This is a genomic window from Dysgonomonas sp. GY75, from assembly GCF_015234155.1.
Taxonomy (GTDB): domain Bacteria; phylum Bacteroidota; class Bacteroidia; order Bacteroidales; family Dysgonomonadaceae; genus Dysgonomonas; species Dysgonomonas gadei.
Genome location: NZ_JADCLQ010000052.1, coordinates 254,963 through 273,958, shown reverse-complemented (window position 1 = coordinate 273,958; position 18,996 = coordinate 254,963). Strand labels below are relative to the sequence as shown.

Annotated in this window: 14 protein-coding genes and 1 tRNA gene; 11 read left to right on the top strand and 4 right to left on the bottom strand. The window is 37.8% G+C overall.

All coding sequences use genetic code 11. The annotated features are described in order from the left end of the window. Positions 1 to 20: 20 nt before the first annotated feature. A complete protein-coding gene (locus IR083_RS20505; RefSeq protein WP_194225692.1) occupies positions 21 to 1,298 on the top strand; it encodes a glycosyltransferase family 4 protein in 1,278 nt (425 codons plus the stop codon). Between the two features lie 45 nt (positions 1,299 to 1,343). Next, complete coding sequence (locus IR083_RS20500) at positions 1,344 to 2,075, top strand: DUF1796 family putative cysteine peptidase (protein WP_194225691.1); 732 nt, start codon at positions 1,344 to 1,346, stop codon at positions 2,073 to 2,075. 114 nt (positions 2,076 to 2,189) lie between these two features. Here the strand turns inward: IR083_RS20500 and aroC are convergent, their stop codons facing one another. Further along, positions 2,190 to 3,266: a chorismate synthase gene (gene aroC, locus IR083_RS20495; protein WP_006799517.1), complete on the bottom strand. Its 1,077-nt coding sequence runs from the start codon at positions 3,264 to 3,266 to the stop codon at positions 2,190 to 2,192. 306 nt (positions 3,267 to 3,572) lie between these two features. On the opposite strand from aroC, the gene IR083_RS20490 reads away from it, so the two are divergent. Together IR083_RS20490 and IR083_RS20485 are read left to right on the top strand one after the other, a co-directional pair. Beyond that, entirely contained in the window at positions 3,573 to 5,057 is a 1,485-nt protein-coding gene (locus IR083_RS20490) for a DUF3078 domain-containing protein (protein WP_194225690.1), read from the top strand. 126 nt (positions 5,058 to 5,183) lie between these two features. After that, positions 5,184 to 5,255 (top strand) — tRNA-Met (locus tag IR083_RS20485). A gap of 46 nt (positions 5,256 to 5,301) precedes the next feature. Here IR083_RS20485 and IR083_RS20480 read toward each other — a convergent pair. Further along, positions 5,302 to 6,357, bottom strand: a complete 1,056-nt coding sequence (locus IR083_RS20480; protein WP_194225689.1) for a hypothetical protein — start codon at positions 6,355 to 6,357, stop codon at positions 5,302 to 5,304. Positions 6,358 to 6,559: 202 nt separating this feature from the next. On the opposite strand from IR083_RS20480, the gene IR083_RS20475 reads away from it, so the two are divergent. Then, positions 6,560 to 6,949 carry a DUF1398 domain-containing protein gene (locus tag IR083_RS20475; protein ID WP_194225688.1) on the top strand — a complete coding sequence of 130 codons (390 nt, stop codon included), beginning with the start codon at positions 6,560 to 6,562 and terminating at the stop codon, positions 6,947 to 6,949. A 17-nt stretch (positions 6,950 to 6,966) separates the two neighbouring features. On the opposite strand, the gene IR083_RS20470 is transcribed toward IR083_RS20475, so the two are convergent. After that, positions 6,967 to 9,858: a PD-(D/E)XK nuclease family protein gene (locus IR083_RS20470; RefSeq protein WP_194225687.1), complete on the bottom strand. Its 2,892-nt coding sequence runs from the start codon at positions 9,856 to 9,858 to the stop codon at positions 6,967 to 6,969. Between the two features lie 819 nt (positions 9,859 to 10,677). Between IR083_RS20470 and IR083_RS20465 the strand changes: the two genes are divergently transcribed. From IR083_RS20465 to IR083_RS20445, 5 genes are all read left to right on the top strand, one after another. Next, on the top strand, positions 10,678 to 10,935 hold the full coding sequence (locus IR083_RS20465) for a hypothetical protein (protein ID WP_006799522.1): 258 nt from the start codon (positions 10,678 to 10,680) through the stop codon (positions 10,933 to 10,935). A 135-nt stretch (positions 10,936 to 11,070) separates the two neighbouring features. Further along, positions 11,071 to 12,255 carry a DUF418 domain-containing protein gene (locus IR083_RS20460; RefSeq protein WP_194225686.1) on the top strand — a complete coding sequence of 395 codons (1,185 nt, stop codon included), beginning with the start codon at positions 11,071 to 11,073 and terminating at the stop codon, positions 12,253 to 12,255. 124 nt (positions 12,256 to 12,379) lie between these two features. Then, positions 12,380 to 14,533: a S9 family peptidase gene (locus IR083_RS20455; RefSeq protein ID WP_194225685.1), complete on the top strand. Its 2,154-nt coding sequence runs from the start codon at positions 12,380 to 12,382 to the stop codon at positions 14,531 to 14,533. Between the two features lie 300 nt (positions 14,534 to 14,833). Continuing rightward, the gene (locus IR083_RS20450) at positions 14,834 to 15,277 is read left to right on the top strand and encodes a deoxycytidylate deaminase (protein ID WP_006799525.1); all 444 of its coding nucleotides are present in this window, start codon (positions 14,834 to 14,836) and stop codon (positions 15,275 to 15,277) included. Between the two features lie 101 nt (positions 15,278 to 15,378). Continuing rightward, positions 15,379 to 17,013 carry a S41 family peptidase gene (locus IR083_RS20445; protein ID WP_006799526.1) on the top strand — a complete coding sequence of 545 codons (1,635 nt, stop codon included), beginning with the start codon at positions 15,379 to 15,381 and terminating at the stop codon, positions 17,011 to 17,013. Positions 17,014 to 17,052: 39 nt separating this feature from the next. Here IR083_RS20445 and IR083_RS20440 read toward each other — a convergent pair whose 3' ends face one another. Further along, positions 17,053 to 18,264: a glycosyltransferase family 87 protein gene (locus IR083_RS20440; RefSeq protein WP_194225684.1), complete on the bottom strand. Its 1,212-nt coding sequence runs from the start codon at positions 18,262 to 18,264 to the stop codon at positions 17,053 to 17,055. Between the two features lie 147 nt (positions 18,265 to 18,411). Between IR083_RS20440 and IR083_RS20435 the strand changes: the two genes are divergently transcribed. Next, positions 18,412 to 18,969, top strand: a complete 558-nt coding sequence (locus IR083_RS20435) for a 5-formyltetrahydrofolate cyclo-ligase (protein WP_006799528.1) — start codon at positions 18,412 to 18,414, stop codon at positions 18,967 to 18,969. Positions 18,970 to 18,996: the final 27 nt, after the last annotated feature.

The window sequence follows — 18,996 nt, the reverse complement described above, 5'->3', positions numbered from 1 at the left end:
TTACAAAAAGCGATCCTCATATGCGTAAATATAAACATAAACTATCCGACCTGACCGAAAATGATATTTGGAGAGAACCTATTATTCCTTTCTATGGGAATATGGGGCAACCGGAAACCGTACAGGATTTAGAAAATAGGAAAGCATATACTGAAAGGATAAAAGAAATACGTGAAGATATAAAGCATGGTACTCTGGCAATAACATCAGAAGGGAAAATTATTGCGATAAAAGGTGAACCTGTGGAAATAACATTTATCCTGCCCTTCAAGCCGCGACGCCCGGCGGGAGGATTCCGGGTAATGTATGAATATGCGAACCGGCTGGCAAAACGTGGATTTAAAATACAACTTATGTATCCCATAAGAACCCGGTATATGAAATACCGCCTACCTTACTCCATACGTTGCATGCTATCCAAAATAGAAGGCTTCAAAAGAGATATTTGGTTCGACTTCGAACCTAATATTACTATGTCTTATGTCCCTCGGGTAGAAGATAAATATATACCTGACGCAGATGTTGTAATAGCTACATGGTGGTCTACTGTGCTGGAAATGGGTAGTCTGAACATCAGCAAAGGTAAGAAGATAAATCTGATACAGGGATTTGAGAACTGGGAAGGACACGAAGACCTGCTGTTTGCTTCTTATGACATGAAAGATACTGTAAATGTGGTTGTGGCATCGTACCTGAAAAATATTGTAAGTAAATACACTAAAAACAGGGTAGAACTTATTGAAAATGGAATAGACAACACAAAATACTATATAAAAGACAAGATTGAGGACAGAAATCCGTTATCTGTAGCCATGACTTATTCCATACAGGAAATTAAAGGGTCTAAATACGGCTTGGAAGCATTAAAGCTTGTGAAAGAAGCAATACCCGAGCTGCATGTAGAATTGTTCGGTATCTCACCTTGTCCGGACGAACTACCCGAATGGATAAGATATTTTCGCGAGCCTGACGACCTTTGCGATCTTTATAACCGTAACGCTATTTTCATTTCCAACAGTTTTACGGAAGGCTTCGGATTGGTATCCGTCGAATCCATGTTTTGCGGATGCGCGTTAATATGTACTGATATAGAAGGACATCAGGAATATGCCTTTGAAGGCAAGACCGCCTTACTTGTAGAGGTGAGAAATGTAAAACAGATGGCAGACCGGATCATCTACCTGATTAGGAATAACGACTATCGCATATCGCTGGCTAAAAAAGGTCATGAGTATGTACAACGCTTCAGATGGGACAATGCGATAGAGAAAATGGAGAAAGTGATAGAAAGCTTATAAAAACACTTACTATTACAAGGTTACAATATCCATTATATAAAAATCATGAGAAAAAAGCTAAGAAGAATTTATCAACAGTGCAAAAGAATTATAAAAGAAAACAGATATATATTCTCTAAGAAATTATACCTTTCCTTTGGTGAGAATTGCCTAACAGACAATATCTTAGACAGATATAACATTAAATCTTTTACGACGGTATATTCACATGGGAGATCTAATATCGAGTATATTCTACAAATAGAAAAAGATAATTATGTAAATTTTATAAATCCTCAATTTATAAAATATGAAGAACTTGACAGCAAATTAGTTCCTCGTTTAAAGATATATGATAAAATAACCAATTCATATAACAAATTACACACAAATGGCTTTGAGTTTACCCATCACGATATAATTAAAGATGAATCCATTAGAGATAAATTCACAAAGAGAATAGACCGTTTGAATAAGTATAAAGGGAAAAAGGATATTATAATTTTTTACCATCACAGACTAGATGCATTAACGGATATAGATAGACTATTAGGCCATTTATCAGAACTTGGTCAATTATACTCAAAAGGCGAACATAACGCGCAAATCATATTATTTTATCAAAATATAGTAGAGAACCCAATAGAACGGAAATTGGAATACAAAATCTTCCAAAACATACATATTTTTGTTTTCAACTCATTAAATATTTGGGGAGGAGATGATCAGGAGTTATTTTGGGCACGATGTGATGAGGATTTAATCGGAGAGATGATCAAAAAAGTAAAAAGGCTGTAAAAGATATTCAAATGCTTGACTGTAAATACTACATATCACATTTGTAATAAAATATACCGGATAAAGCAATGTCTCCTTAAATCAAGTAGTATCTTTTGCTATCCTACCTATATTTTACAAAAAAGCCTTATTTACCTTACTCAACAAATAATAATCGAGAATCGTCATCGCCGCCATAGCTTCAACAATAGGCACAGCTCGGGGAAGTACGCAAGCATCATGACGCCCGCGAGCTTTAAGATCGGTATGCTCACCCTCTTTATTTATAGTTTCCTGATGCATCAATATAGTCGCTACAGGTTTGAATGCCACACGAAAATAAATATCCTGTCCGTTGGATATACCGCCCTGTATACCACCTGAATGATTCGTATGCGTTTTTACCTGTCCATTATCGTTATAGAATACATCATTAACTTCAGAACCGCGATGATTGACATCGAAACCATCTCCATACTCGAATCCTTTTACAGCATTGATTCCAAGCATAGCGCTACCTAATGCTGCATGCAACTTACCAAAAACCGGTTCACCCAAGCCGACAGGAGTACCTGTTACAACACAAGTAATAACACCTCCAATTGTGTCTCCTTTCGATTTAACTTCTTCTATCAGAGAAATCATTTCTACAGCTTTTTCCGGATCGGGACAACGTACCGGTGTAGATTCTATTAAGGAAAAGTCATATCCATTATATGCTTTCTCCACTTTGATATGACCTACTTGCGAAGTATAAGCCGTAACCTCAATATTCAACTGTTTCAGAGCCAACTTAGCCAATGCACCACCTACACAGCGGGCAATAGTTTCACGGGCCGATGAACGCCCTCCGCCACGATGATCACGGATACCATATTTTTGAGTATAGGTATAATCGGCATGAGACGGGCGATATATATCTTTCAGATTGTCATAATCGGATGAATGCTGATTGTTATTGCGAATAATAAAACCAATCGGAGTTCCGGTGGTCTTACCATCATATATTCCCGATAAAAACTCTACTTCGTCGGATTCTTTACGAGGTGTAGTAATTTTTGATTGTCCGGGACGCCTGCGATTCAGTTCATTCTGTATGAAATCCATATCCACTACAATTCCCGCAGGACATCCGTCTAAAACTCCGCCGATAGCTGCACCATGTGATTCGCCGTATGATGTAAGTCTGAAAATATTGCCAAATGTATTCATATCCGATTGTTTCTCTAATATTTTACAAATTTACATCAAAATATTCAAACGACACGCAAATCGATATATTTAGCATTACAATTACATTTTTTGTTTATCTGTACGATCTGAATCGGAGACAACTCATTTAATATAAATTAAAATGAAAATTAAGATTTAATTACTAAATTTGCAACTTAGTAAGTACAGGAAAGTATTTATTACCCTATCTCAATGAACGATAACCATTTAGAAAGACAGGTGATAATTAAATCCAAGACCCCAGAAAACAGTCGAATGTTCTTTTATAGAAAAAAGATAAATGAAATGAGAGTATTCAAGTTCTTTTTCAGTTTTATTATATTTTTTATTGTGTTCGTATCAGTTAGTGCCCAACAAACAAATAATACGAAAATCAATAAAGACAGCCTGTTGAATAAAATAACAGATATCGATACCAGGCTGAAAGAAATCTCAGCCAAAGATACAACAAAAGGATTTTCAGCCCCTCTGAAAATAGATACTGCATATATCAATCAAATACATGAAGCCTATTTGCAACCACTTCGGGACAAAAACGGTTTATTGATAGTAGAACCGGACTGGACTCCTTTCGATAATTATAAATCATTCAGGGATACGGTTATTTTCGAACCGGCTTTTCTTCCTGTTGTATTTGACGGAAAGATACTTCCCCCACGCCTAGATTTTATACCGAAAGATACGGCCTCTACCCAGACGGAACCATTTTATCTGATATCACCTGATAGTACATTTGCACCCTTGCTTAAGCGAGCAGAAGAAATAGAGGCTATGAGACGGAGGTATTATATGAATAATCCGCAACAGATAAGATTAAATGCCATGACATTTGAGGGTGCTTCGGTTATAAAAGAAAAGGTCGTAGAACAAAGAAATCCATGGAAAGAGTTGATAACAGCCGATAATCCAGTGGAATTGAATACTCCTGAGATAGAAAAGATAAGAATTAAGCCCGTATATTGGCTCAAAAACGGTTCTCACAAACTAGACTTAAGTCAGAATAGCTTTTCTGACAACTGGTCGGGAGAAAACAACTTTAATATATATAGTGAGCATAAAGTAAATTTGAATTATAAGAAAGATAAGATATATTTCAACAATCTGCTGGAATGGAGACTTAGCATTCAACAAATGAAGGCTGACACAGTCAATAAAGTAAATATATTGGACGACTTGTTCAGGACATACAGTTCTTTTGGTGTAAATGCATTCAAAAACTGGTCCTATTCTTCGAATCTGGAAATGAAGACGCCTTTGTTTAACAGATACAATGTAAATGATGCAAGTAAGGTAAGGCAGAGAGCCTTTCTTTCCCCGTTTGAATTGAATCTCGGGGTCGGTATGAGATATGCAAAAGAAATAGTTTCTAAAGCTGACAAGTACAGAAAATTTAATATAACTGCGGATATCTCCGTACTGTCTCTAAACTACAAATATGTAAGGAGTGATAAGGTCAAGGAAGTATGGTTTGGCATAGATGAGGGAGATAAGGCTAAAACTGAATATGGTTCTACATACAACCTGAATGTTAGTTATAGCCGTAACAGATATACAAATTTCACTTCCCGTCTGAAGTATTTCACAAACTATGAGAGAGTCTATGTCGAATTTGAAAACTCTGTAAACTTCAAACTTAACAGCTATTTCAGTACTTCGCTTTATTTATATGTGAAGTATGATGATAATATTCCATATGATAGAAAAGATTCCAAATGGGGATATTTTTCGTATTATCAGAGAGTGGGATTTGGTTTATACTATAGTTGGTAAAAAAAACTTCTATAGCTAATTTGTTTTTAATCAGCAGATAGCAAGATACGCAAAAGTTTTTTATTTATTAATGCCATTTTTATTTGGAGTGTTATAATAAAATGCATACTTTTGCACTCACAATATCGCGGGGTGGAGCAGTGGTAGCTCGCCAGGCTCATAACCTGGAGGTCATCGGTTCGAATCCGGTCTCCGCAACTAAAGAGAAAGCAATTGAGGAATCAGTTGCTTTTTTCGTTTTATATCAATTAGTTGAGGAGTTCGATAAAAGCTTCATTTTTTTCAGGAAGATTATTTTTACTTTTTCATTATTTATTTCTATAAAACCAAACTCATTCTGTTCTTCGGTTTCAATTTCGAAATTTAGAATATGCGATTCATTATTATTCTTAGAATTATATAAGTATTTCACTTTCATTGGTGTTTCAAATATATGTCTACATATTGATTTCTCTTCTATTTGTTCGGTAAAATATAATTTATTGGAGGAGGGATATTCATTCCATAGTTGTAATAATCTGTTTTTGTGTATAAATGAGCCTACTGAACGAAGTTCAAATGTGTCAAGAAGAATTTTTATTCCATCAAAAACATAACGTTCTTCTTCACTTGATTCTGCTCGATTATTTATAAGGTCAGATATAAAGCCATTGTATTCCTGCATTTTCGTAGGTTCGTCTATCTTCACTATTTGAGAATGTCCCATCATATGCCCTAAATAGCTTGTAACATAATAACTATCTTGAAATTTAGTCACATTAATTACTTTATTAGAGTATCCGCGATAAATTCTATTCGTATTTTTATTTTTAAAATATACCATTCCGCCCCATTCTCCATGATAAGTTCTATAAACAGAATATTTATCATCATCATATATTGGCATTTCGTCAATATCGGAAAGTTGTAGTCTATTTCCTTTTTTATTAAGAAGATGTATTGTTGTATTTTTACGTTCTTCGATTACAAATAAACCCTTATCTATTGCTATATAGTCTAACCTCCAATCTTTATCTATTTCTTTCGGAAACTCTATCACTTTATCGAATTGCCCATTGTTGTTAAAAACTGCTATTTTGCAGAACCCTTTTTGATAAAAATATACGTAGATTTTGTTTTCATACTTGAAGCTACTATATAAATCCAACTCTGTTTCTAAATAAACTGTATCTATTTCAATGTATACATATGATGTTTCAATGATAGTTGGGATGGACTTATTTTCATCGGATGTACATGCAATGAAAATTGTTAATATAAATACAATGAGTAGAAATAATTTTTCCGTGTGACTTTCCATAGACTTACGTTTTTTTCTAATAGAGTGAAACCATCTATAAATTTCATAAATTCTTTCCAATCCTCAATAAACTCGTTCAATAATTCTATAAGGTATTCCACTGAAAGAAATACAATCAAATAATCAGTTGTTTTTCCCGCCGATAAAACTTTACACTCCAAATCATTGTTCTATCCATATCTAATCAATAAAACCGGATACTATGTTCACATTAGCCCAAATAAAGGAAGCCCATTCAAAAGTGAAAAGCGGCGCTGATTTTCCGCAATACGTCAAAGAATTATTATCCCTCGGAGTTTTAAGATATAGTATTTATGTCTATGACGGACATGCTGAATATATCGGAAAAGATGATTATACCATTGTGTCGAATGACGAGTATACAGATTTGCATATTTCACCTGAAACACTTAGTGAAAAATTCAAATATCATTTAAAAGCCCATCAGCAAGGAAAAACTGACTATTTGACTTTTTGCAGGGATTCAGCAGAAGCAGGAATAGCCAAATGGACTGTAGATATACTAGCTAAAACGTGCACTTATTATAATAAATCCGGAAACTCTGTCCTGGAAGAAAAAATACCTATATAAAAGAAGTACTTATAATCCTATTTCTTGCATATATTCGTAAATATACACCATTTGCATGCCTCGCCTGTCGGCGTCTGACTAAACGACACCTGAGGATCGAATATCTCTTCTAGGCAGGCATCAAAATATCCTGTAAATTCCGGCCTGTATTCCGAAAAGTCCGTGATGCGCCCGTCTCCCCTACCCGATTTACTGATCACATCAGGGTCGAACTTAGTATCGAAAAGGTTTCGCAAGTAATAGATCCCCGGTTCCAATATCTTATCGGGGTGGTCGAGCATATACAGGTGTGAGTACATGAACACCTGCATAACAGCCTTCGGACGATCTTTCATCTCTTTGTCGAACAAATCCTTCATTTCCTTATAGCGAAGCACACCTTTTCCCGTCTTGTAGTCGATAATACGGGTATGACCACTCACCTCATCCACACGGTCGATAATACCCTTCAGCGAGACTACTTTACCCGAAGGCAGGGGATAATCTTTTTTAATGCGCTCTTCCGAGTCTATATAAATGAAAGGCGTAAGCTTAGCGTCAGTAGCCAGCACCTGTCTGATATATTTGCGTAAAACTTCTCCTGTCAGATAGTTCTGACCTGTCAGCCGTTTTACTTTTTCACTCTTAAAATAGTTTTCGGCAAACGACCGTTCTATCATTTCTGTCAGCAACTTATTGTTTTTACTGATATTGTGAAGCAAATCGGCTGTTATCATTTTGCCTTTAAACGGCTCGTACAACCATTCCATGATAGAGTGAAATATAGTTCCGAATGTACTGGCTTCAATAGTTTCCGCGATCTCGTCCTCTTCTTCCATATTCTCCACTACGGAAAAATAGAATTGTAACGGGCAATTCAGGTATGTATTAATAGAACTGGCCGACAATCGTTTATCCCCGCCTTGCAGAAAAACATTCATCTTTTCCATTATCTGGGGCGTTTTCTGTATTGAAATGGCAAGGCTTTCGGTAGACGACACTTTATATACAGCAAGTTTCTCACGGATATCGAATGAGTCGTTATATAAATGCTTTATCTGGTTATAGTAGCGACTGACTTCACCAGTCTGCAAACCTTCGGTACGGGTATCATAAAGCAGATAAATACGCTTTGCCCTGTTTATCATCCTGTAAAAATGATAGGAAAAGATACTGTCCTGATGCTCATATGTAGGCAGGTCGAAACCTTTACGCAAATTATATGGAATGAACGAACTGGCGGCCTTCTTCAACGGAAATATACCTTCATTCATCGACAAGATGATCAGGTTATCGAAATCGAGGGCACGTGTCTCCAATACGCCCATTATCTGCAAGCCCGACAGAGGCTCCCCCCTGAAAGGCACACTAATACCGACAATCAGTTTCCGCAACAGTTTGAAATAAGTATCTACCGACATTTCGGGCGAAACATTTCTAAGAGCTTCGTCCATCTTGTTTATCGTCTTATAATACTCTACAATAAATTCACATTCGATATCGATAGAACGTGCATTTATATCCTCATCTTTTTCTTCATTTTTCTCATTCACGGATAATGTTGTATTTAATGTCGATAGTATCGACTGTAAATAGTAAGGTATATCCTGCCAGTTGAACACTGGCCTGAAAATGAGTTGGAAAAGGGGGTGACTCTGTAAATCCTGGGATGAAACCGTTGTTTTATTATATTGGATAATATTTGTCCGCAACACTTTGGCTTCGTCACTTGCCACATTGGTTATATAGCGGTGGTTGAGTATTGCCAGTACCGGCTTGTAATAAAAACCCGTATAGTTTTCCGACCTGCGTATATTACGCTGTAATTCAAACACATGCTCCATCAGTCCCGAAATAGAACTATTGCCGAGGCTATAGCCCATTGTTACATTGATCTTATCTATCTCTCCGGGGATGGAATATAATGCCGGCAGCAGCAGGTTTTCGTCGGGTAACACCAAAGCTGTATTCATTGCTTGAGTAGACGAAGTAATCTGTTTCTCATCCATCAATGACTTGATAATAGTATGCACATATTTAGCCTGTCCTACAGCCGAAGGGATACCTATCACCTCAACTACAGGCAGATCCATACTCAATTTTTCCGGCTCTAAAGTCAGCTGTGTAGGGAAAAGCATCTTATTCCTGTCTATAAAGAATGAGGCTTTGTTTTGCGGGTCACGAACCAATGGAGATGAGTAATCCCAGTAAAAATCAGCGATTTTTCGTTTATGCAAATACTTCAAAAGTGTTTCTTCCGATTTACTGTGCCCATTCAACCCTACAAAGATTACTTTTTCGAAAGGCAGCTTATAATCTATATCATTCGCCAAGCGCTCGGCCACATCACGGAAAATCATTCCTTCATATGCCATACCCTTGTTATGGAGCTGCTCACGCAAAGATGTGTACAATTGGAAAAGTACCTCCCACATTTCCAAAAAGTCCTTTTTCTTATCATTCTCCCCTATTGGCAGAAAGTTGGACCAAAAGCGGCGGATAGCTTCTATCTGGCTTTCGGTAAGATAATCGAACCCGGCATCGATCTCTTTCAGGTCATGTATATTACGAAATAGTTGCTGTGCATCTACCAGATATTTATCCACATCGTCAAAGTCATTCAACAGCATTTCACCCCAATAGAGGAACTCATCGAAAGTCTCCGTTGACGAACTTACCCGTATATAGATATCATACAATAAGAAAAGCATCTCGATCCGGTCGGCTTTCTTATAAGGACTCAATTTTTCGAAAAGGTCTGTTACTGTAAGAATTTCGGGCGAAAAAATCGGACGGCCTGCTATTTGCGACAAATAGTGCTGAAAAAATATCCCTGCCCTGCGATTAGGAAATACAAACGTATAACGGCTTATATCCTGACCATAAGATTTGTAGTATGCCTGAGCGACATTATATAGAAATGGAATCATTTAATCGGCTCTGTTTTTATGAGTAATACAAAGGTAAAATTAATGTGCAAATTATCTAATATGCCGATGTACCAATTAAATTAGCAAATACGAAATTTAGGAGTTGTAACTATTGATCGAATATACATTTATTAACCATACAATGTTAAAACCTGACACATCTGACACTTTATTGCTATTTTCATCTTATCATTTTTACTTTCATTAACTATATATAGTTAAAAGGTAACAAAGGAAACACATTTTTAGCTATTAGCTGATAGCTTTTAGCCGATAGCTTATCTACAAAACCTGACAAACCTGACGACTTTTCACACAATTTTTATTATCACTTTTTCTTCTAAAAACTCCGTGCTACTCCTTTTACTCCGTGTTTAAAAATAAAAAGTAACAGAGGTAACACGGAAAACAATTAAGAATTAAGAATTAGCTTGCTGAGCAGAGCGAAGACTCTCACCAGTGAACAGTCGTCAGTTAGCAACTTGTATCTCGTGTCTTGTTTACTCGTATCTCATATAACTTTCAACTTAGTACCTAAAACTTACTACTTATCCCAATACTTCAAAGAACTATCAGCTAACAGCCAACGGCTATCAGCTCTAATTATATAGATAATTATTTTTTAAGTCTGTTGAGAAATTTCCTGACAGTTATTTAGAGCCTTTAACAATAAATCCTTTATAATTCCGTTTCTAACTTAATTGAAAAAACAACCGAGCTATCGGTTTTTAATGTAATTTTGTCTCTGAAAATGTTTCGGTGAACTTATACCCGTGAATGGTTGTTTATCAAGTAAAATAAATACAAACTATATCGATTATGAAAAAACTTCTTTTCGTTTTATTTGCAGCGGCAATGCTTACAGCATGCGGTACTGCTTACAACACTCAGCTCAAACAAGTTCAGTTGGGTATGACTCCCCAGCAAATTGTGACATTGATGGGTGACAAATACACTGTGGTTGAACAGAAAGACAATAACAACCAAACTATCATGTACAAAGACAAATTCAAGAATGAATGGTATTTCCAGTTTGTAGACGGAAGTTTGTATAAATGGTATAAAGAAAAAGAATAAAGCAAACTCGTTTTTGTTTAAAAAACATAAAAGAATCGGCGAAAGCCGGTTCTTTTTTATTTCAGGAATATGATTCTATAAGCAATTTAGTGTATTTTTATGCACTAAATTACAATATAATACCAGAAAACAATTATGGAACAATCTCCTTTATCGAAAATGCCCCGTATAGAAGTTGTTGATGCTCTCCGTGGATTTGCTGTTATGGCAATCTTACTTGTACACAGCCTTGAGCATTTCATTTTTCCTGTATATCCCGATCCTCTATCGCAACCCGAATGGCTGAATATTCTGGATAAAGCTGTTTTCAGTATAATATTTACTCTTTTTGCAGGCAAATCATACGCCATCTTTGCTTTGCTGTTTGGCTTTACATTCTACATCCAATTGGTAAACCAACAGGCCAAAGGTAAGGATTTCGGATATCGCTTTCTTTGGCGATTGCTACTGCTGACAGCCTTTGCCACGTTAAACGCCGCATTCTTTCCTGCCGGAGATGTTTTATTATTATTTTCCATAGTCGGTATTTTCCTTTTCATTGTCCGCAACTGGAGCGAAAAAGCTATACTGATCACTGCTATTATTTTTCTGTGCCAGCCCATCGAGGTGTTCCATTATATCGCCAGCCTGCTCAATCCGGCATATACACTGCCCGATCTCGGAGTAGGCAAGATGTACGGAGAAGTGGCAGAATATACAAAAAGCGGCAACTGGGGTGAATTCCTTTGGGGAAACATCACACTCGGACAAAAAGCTAGCCTTTTCTGGGCCATAGGTGCAGGGCGCTTCCTGCAAACCGCAGGACTTTTTCTGCTCGGATTCCTTATCGGAAGAAAAAAACTGTTTATCTCATCCGATAGCAATATTAAATTCTGGATTAAGACACTAATTATTTCAGCTATTCTATTCGCCCCGCTGTATCAGCTTTGGGTGGAATTATCGGCCAGCGACAACGCGATAATAAAACAGAGCATAGCTGTATTATTGGATATGTGGCAAAAGCTTGCGTTCACTTTTGTACTGGTATCCTCATTTGTTCTGCTATATCAAAAGGAAAAATTCCAGAATAAGGTTTCAAACCTGCGTTTATACGGAAAAATGAGTCTTTCCAATTATATCACACAATCTATTACCGGAGCTTTGATTTATTTTCCTATCGGACTTTACCTTGCCCCTTATTGCGGATATGCATTAAGCCTGCTTATAGGATTGGTAACTTTCTTCTTACAAGTGCAATTGTGTAAATGGTGGCTAAAAAGCCACAGGCAAGGTCCGCTGGAAAGATTGTGGCATAGGCTCACATGGATTGGAAGTAAATAACTTATTAAAGATTCTTTGGACGTAAACAGAAGCTTCTTTAAATTTTTCACGAATATTTAAACAGGCTCTAAATACCACTCTTACAAAAATCGGTATATTTGCAATAAATAAAAATACAAAAAGAATGAAAAATATTTTTGGATTGCTGTTTGCAGGCTTACTCTTTACTTCAGCCCATGCGCAACGTTTAGACCTCAGGGATATTAATGCAGGAAAATATTACGCGCGTGGCGTACAGCCTGTAACATCGTCAGCTGACGGAGAATCATATTTTCAGGCCGACAGGGACAATAAAATGATTATCAAATATTCGTATAAAACAGGATTGCCTACCGATACGATTTTTAATGTAAAAAAAGCCAGGGATTGTACATTCGACTCATTTCAGGGTTTTCTCATAAGCCCTGACGAAAAACGATTGGTCGTATACAATGATTCCGAGTCCATATACCGCCATTCTTTCAAAGCAAATTATTATTACTATGATGTGCGCCGCAATCTGGTGCGCAAACTGACCGAAAACAAAAGCAAACAATCTGTCCCGGTATTCTCCCGCGACGGACGTATGCTTGCTTATGTGATAGACAACAATATCTGGCTGGCTAAATTCGATTACGATACGGAATCGCAGGTAACCAAAGACGGTGAAATAAATAAAATTATCAACGGAGGTACCGATTGGGTATACGAAGAAGAATTCGGAACTACCAGACTGATGGATTTTTCGGCCGACGGAGGCTTATTGGCTTTTGTCCGTTTCGATGAAACCGCCGTACCGCAATATTCTATGCAGATGTATGGCAATCAGTTGTACCCATCGCTGTTTACATTCAAATATCCGAAAGCAGGAGAACAAAACTCAAAGGTAACATGTAATGTGTTCGATATAGATGCCAAGACTATCCGCAAAATGAATATTCCTGAAAGTACGGAGTACATCCCGCGTATAGAATTTCTTCCTACGGGTGACGAACTGGCTATTATGACTCTGAACCGTGACCAGAATAAATTTGAGATGTTCTTCACCAACGCCCGTTCTGCCGTTCCCCGCTCGGTACTGAACGAAGTGAATAGCCGTTATGTAGATTCCCAATCGTTGAATACAATACACTTCTTTGGAAATCAGTTTACATATGTCAGCGAAAGAAGCGGCTACGCCCATATCTATCTGTACGACAATACAGGTGTAATGCAGAAACAACTGACTTCTGGCAATTACGATGTAACCGGCCTGCTTGCCGTAGACCCTGTTACAAAAGCTGTATTTTACGAAGCTGCGGAAGAAAGTCCCTTGCAACGAGCCATTTATAAAGTAGATATGGTGAAAGGCATCAAAACAAAGCTATCGGCTAAACAAGGCACAAACGAAGCGACATTCAGTGAAAACGGTAAATATTATATCAACAGCTATTCCAACGCATCTACACCTAAGATAACCACTGTGCATGACGCCACAGGCAAAGAACTTCGGGTACTCGAGGATAATGCCGCCCTAAGCAAGACTCTGGCATCGATGACTCTTCCTAAGAAAGAGTTTATAACTGTAAAATCGGCTGATGGCAGGGATTTGAACGCATATATAATGAAACCTGCCGACTTTAATCCATCCCGTAAATATCCGCTGGTTATGGTACAATATAGCGGGCCGGACTCGCAGCAGGTACAGGATCGTTATGGTATGGACTGGACTGATTACCTGACCACTCAGGGCTTTATAGTAGCCTGTGTGGACGGACGCGGCACAGGAGCCAGAGGTGAAGAATTCCGCAAATGTACCTATATGAATCTGGGTATTTATGAATCGGACGACCAGGTGGCTGCCGCTAAATACTTTGCCACACTTCCATATATCGACGGCAGCAAAATGGCAATCTGGGGATGGAGTTACGGAGGATATAATGTACTGATGGGTATGAGCCGCGGTAACGGCACATTTAAAGCCGGAGTGGCAATTGCACCTGTAACCGACTGGCGCTTCTATGACTCGGTTTATACTGAACGTTTTATGCGTACACCTCAGCAGAACAATACCGGATATGAAGCCGGTTCGCCTGTCAATTTTGCAAATAAGCTGGAAGGAAATCTATTATTGATACACGGTTCGGCAGATGATAATGTACATTTCCAGAATACTATGGATTATGCGGCTGCTCTGGTAAAAGCAAACAAGCAATTCGATATGTTTGTATTTACAGACAAGGACCATTCGATACGGGGTGCGGCTAACCGTACTTATCTGTATGAGAAAGTAATTAAGTTTTTGAAAACAAATATGTAATAATAACTTTTTAAGATAGTATAAAAGCAGGAGTTTTATTAGACTCCTGCTTTTTTGTTTACTCATACAGCTTCGCTAAGCCCAAACATTCGACATACGAACAAAATCATTTTAATTCCTGATTGATATAAAACATATTCTTAGCTGCATACCGTATCATAATTTACATGTCTTAATGCAGAAAAATGAACAACTTAGAACCATCGTTTATCGGATATGAATTTCTGATAAAAAACACGCTTGTAATAACATATCGTGAACTTTTCATTATCTTTGTGCTTCGAAAATGAGGTGAAATATATGACTAAAAACAAACAACAGTTGCTGGATGAACGTTATATGAGAATGGCGGCTATCTGGGCTGAAAATTCATATTGCGTACGCAGAAAAGTCGGGGCATTAATTGTTAAGGATAAAATGATTATATCGGATGGATATAACGGTACTCCGGCCGGTTTTGAAAATATCTGCGAAGATGAGAACAATGAGACCAAGCCGTATGTTCTACATGCCGAGGCCAATGCCATAACCAAAGTAGCATGCTCACACAATAGCAGTATGGGTGCAACGATGTATGTAACGACATCTCCCTGTATCGAATGTGCTAAATTAATTATCCAGGCAGGTATCAAACGCGTTGTTTACAACCAAAAATACCGGCGCAGCGACGGTGCGGCATTACTGGAGCGTGCTGGAATTGAAGTTGTTCTTATCGAAATGGACGAAACGGAAAAGAATCACTAAAAAAGCATTTAATGCAACATTGTTTAGTCATGGTCGGCTATTGCTGTTGCAGATATAAAAATAATAAACAGGTCTGAGACCTTAATAGAGTCATAGAATAAATGAAAAGTAAAAGGATATATATTTGGCTGCCTTTGTGCATCGCATTGAGTATCGCTGTAGGGATTCTCATTGGTAATTTATTTTCTGTGTTTACCCCTGTACGGAAAATATTCGGAGGTAGCAATAAGCTGGAGACTATATTTGAATATGTAAATAAGTCGTACGTAGACACTGTCAACGTAAATGAATTGGTGGAAGATGCTATTCCTACGATTTTGGCCGGACTAGACCCCCACTCTGTATACATTTCGGCAGAAAATATGGCATATAGCGGCGATGAACTGGAAGGTCACTTCAGCGGGGTTGGAGTAGAATTCCTTATCAAGAACGATACGGTAAACATCGTGAACGTTATACCAGGAGGGCCATCTGAGGCAGTAGGCATTATTCCCGGCGACAGGCTGGTATATGTCAACGATAGCCTTTTTGTAGGAAAAGGACTTAGCGAAGAGAAGGTATTCAAAACATTACGAGGAAAGAAAGATACCAAAGTTAAGATAAAGATAAAAAGGGATACAAGCCCCGACCTCATCGAATTTGAAGTTACTCGCGCCGATGTACCTGTAAAGACAGTTCCGGTATCATACATGATAGATGATAAAATAGGATATATCAAAGTTACGAAATTTGGTAGTACTACTTACAATGAATTCATTACGGCTATTGCAAAACTGAAAAGTCTGGGATGTGAATCATTCATCGTAGATCTCCAACAGAATACAGGTGGCTATATGGGTGCGGCAATAATGATGACGAATGAATTCCTTGCAAACGGAAATATGATTGTCTATACCGAAGGCCGTGCTTATCCCCGCGAAAATGTATTTGCCGATGGTTCGGGCACATGCAAGGATAACCAGCTGATCGTTCTTATTGACGAAGGAAGCGCTTCTGCCAGTGAGATCTTTGCCGGAGCCATGCAGGATAACGACAGAGGCCTGATTGTCGGTCGCCGTTCATTCGGAAAAGGCCTTGTACAAAACAGGTTTATGTTTAAAGACGGGTCGGCTTTACAATTGACTATCGCCCGTTATCATACTCCTTCTGGAAGATGTATCCAAAAAGCATATAAAAAAGGTGATCGTACGGACTATGATATGGATATACTAAACAGGTACAACAGAGGAGAATTCTCGAACAGGGACAGTATAAAACTCGATAACCTTCCATTGTTCCATACTTTAGCGGGACGTCCTGTATATGGTGATGACGGTATATTGGCCGATGTATTTGTCCCCCGCGATACGGTAGGAATCAACTCTTATTATCTGAAAGTGGCTAACAGCGGTATGATGCGGGAATACTCTTTTGTTTATTCAGCCAAGAACAGGGATAAGTTGAAAGGGTATAAGACATGGCAGGAGGCTCATAAATACCTGGCTGCGCAACCAATTGTAGATTATCTGGTAGAGTATGCATATAATAAAGGAATACGTCGCCAGCCATACCTGATCGAAGAATCCAGAAGGCTGCTGCAAGCACAAATGGAAGCAATTATCCTGCGGAACATCTTCGGAGAAGATGCATACTATCCGGTAGCACAGAAAGACGACCTGATAATGAAGGAAGCTATAAAACTGCTCAAAGCAAATAAGGCAACTCCCGAAGCAATAAAGAACGAGCAATATAAATAGAATAATAAGAGAAGCATGAGATATTAACTCATGCTTTTTTTATGGGTTCATTCGTTTCTCTGTTTCATTTGCTGTCAGATACCCGCTTGATAATGCTTTCCCGGATGCTCTCCGGAATGTTACAAGCTGATAAACCAACACGAACCATACCAACAGGCTCGGGAGAGCTTTTAGTGAGTATGGCCTTATAATCTCCCTCCTGATAAAGGCCGGAATTATGTCCGAATTAGCGAAAAGAGTTAAAAACAGAGTGAATACAAATAAGGCAAGCAGGTATTTATTCAGGGGCTTCTTCTGTATCAGAAACCAAATCGCAACCCCGGTTACAGCTATGATGTAAGTGCTGTTTTCGGAGCCGGTACTGAATAAGACGATAAAGATAAGTGTAGAAGCTAAAAGGCCATATTGATAAACCGGGTTTCCGTATTCCTTTACCTGTATATATTGTAAAGCAAACAAAATGACGGCGGGAATCAGAATAATCAGATTTGAAAATGTTAGCCCTGAAACTCTTTGCACCAAACCTATTGCCGATATATTCTGATAAACGGAGCCGGCATTTAATGTATTCTTCAACATCAGCGATTCGTACCAGTCGGCATAGCTTTGTACTATAAACTGGGGTGAAGATATGATCATTGGCAAAATGAAGAAAATGATCCCCCATAAGAATAAATATCCGATAAGTTTTGGCTTATGTTTTGAGAAAAAGAAGAATGCCAATCCTACAATACCATACAGTTTTATAAATAGTCCCAGCATAATAAAACAGGCTGCCCAAAAGTCCTTTTCCGACTCGATGCAAATGAAAGATCCGATTATCAACGCAGCTATAAGCGTATTAGTCTGACTGTTAGTCGCATTCAGATATACCTCGAGTATGGCAATCCAATAGATGATAACTTTGCCTTTCCACGACATCGGAAGTTTATAGATCGCGACTAGTAATGTAGCCGCAATTAACATTTCCCACAAAGGTATTCCGAGGAAATCAGGCAGTAGGGCAAAGGGCGCTATTACAATACTGAATAATGGTCCGTAATGGTTCGAATCAAAATATTTATCAGGATATTCGGCGTACAGGTTCACCTGCTCGATTGTATGATAGAATACATACTTGAATATCTGGTAATTATTGGCTTTGTTCAGATGTCCCAGCCCTGCGACCAAAGCAGCACCAATCCATAAGATAAATATCAGACGCTTATCATAGAAAATCGGTTTCTGAAAGAACTTGAAAACGGAATTCATTGCTATTATTCGTTGTTTTTTAGGATATTTCTTATTTTCAGCATCAAAAATAGGATAATATTACTGAAGAAATGTATTTTTGTCTGATATTTCTATATCAAGCTGAATTATGATATATTATTTTTCAGCTTCAATAGTCTAAAAAGGATGAGTAATATACAACAAGCGAAAGATAAATTACGAAAAGAGATTTCCATACTCAAAAAAAAATGTACATCTGATGAACTTCATTATCGTTCACTGGAAGTATTATCAGTTCTTGAATTAACCGGAATATTTCAGGAATCGAAAACGATATTTATATATAATAGTCTGGAAGACGAGGTGCAAACCTTCGATTTTATCCGTAAATGGAGCTCGGAGAAAGATTTTTATCTCCCGGTGATTGAAAAAGATGAAATGGTTTTCAGGAGATGCACATCCAACACCTGTTTTCAGCAATCGGCATTTGGCATTATGGAGCCTGTGGGTGAAAATTACACCGATTATAAAAAGGTTGACCTGATAATAATTCCCGGGGTGGCATTTGATCGGAAAATGAATCGTCTGGGCAGAGGAAAAGCTTATTACGATCGTTTTTTACCCAAAGTAAAAGTGCCTAAGTTGGGAATATGCTTCGAATTCCAGCTGTTCGATGAAATACCGGCAGACAGAAATGATGTAAAAATGGATTATATTGTATCTGAGAATGAGTTGATTTGGTGAGGTGTCAGTTAACAGAAGCTAATTCAT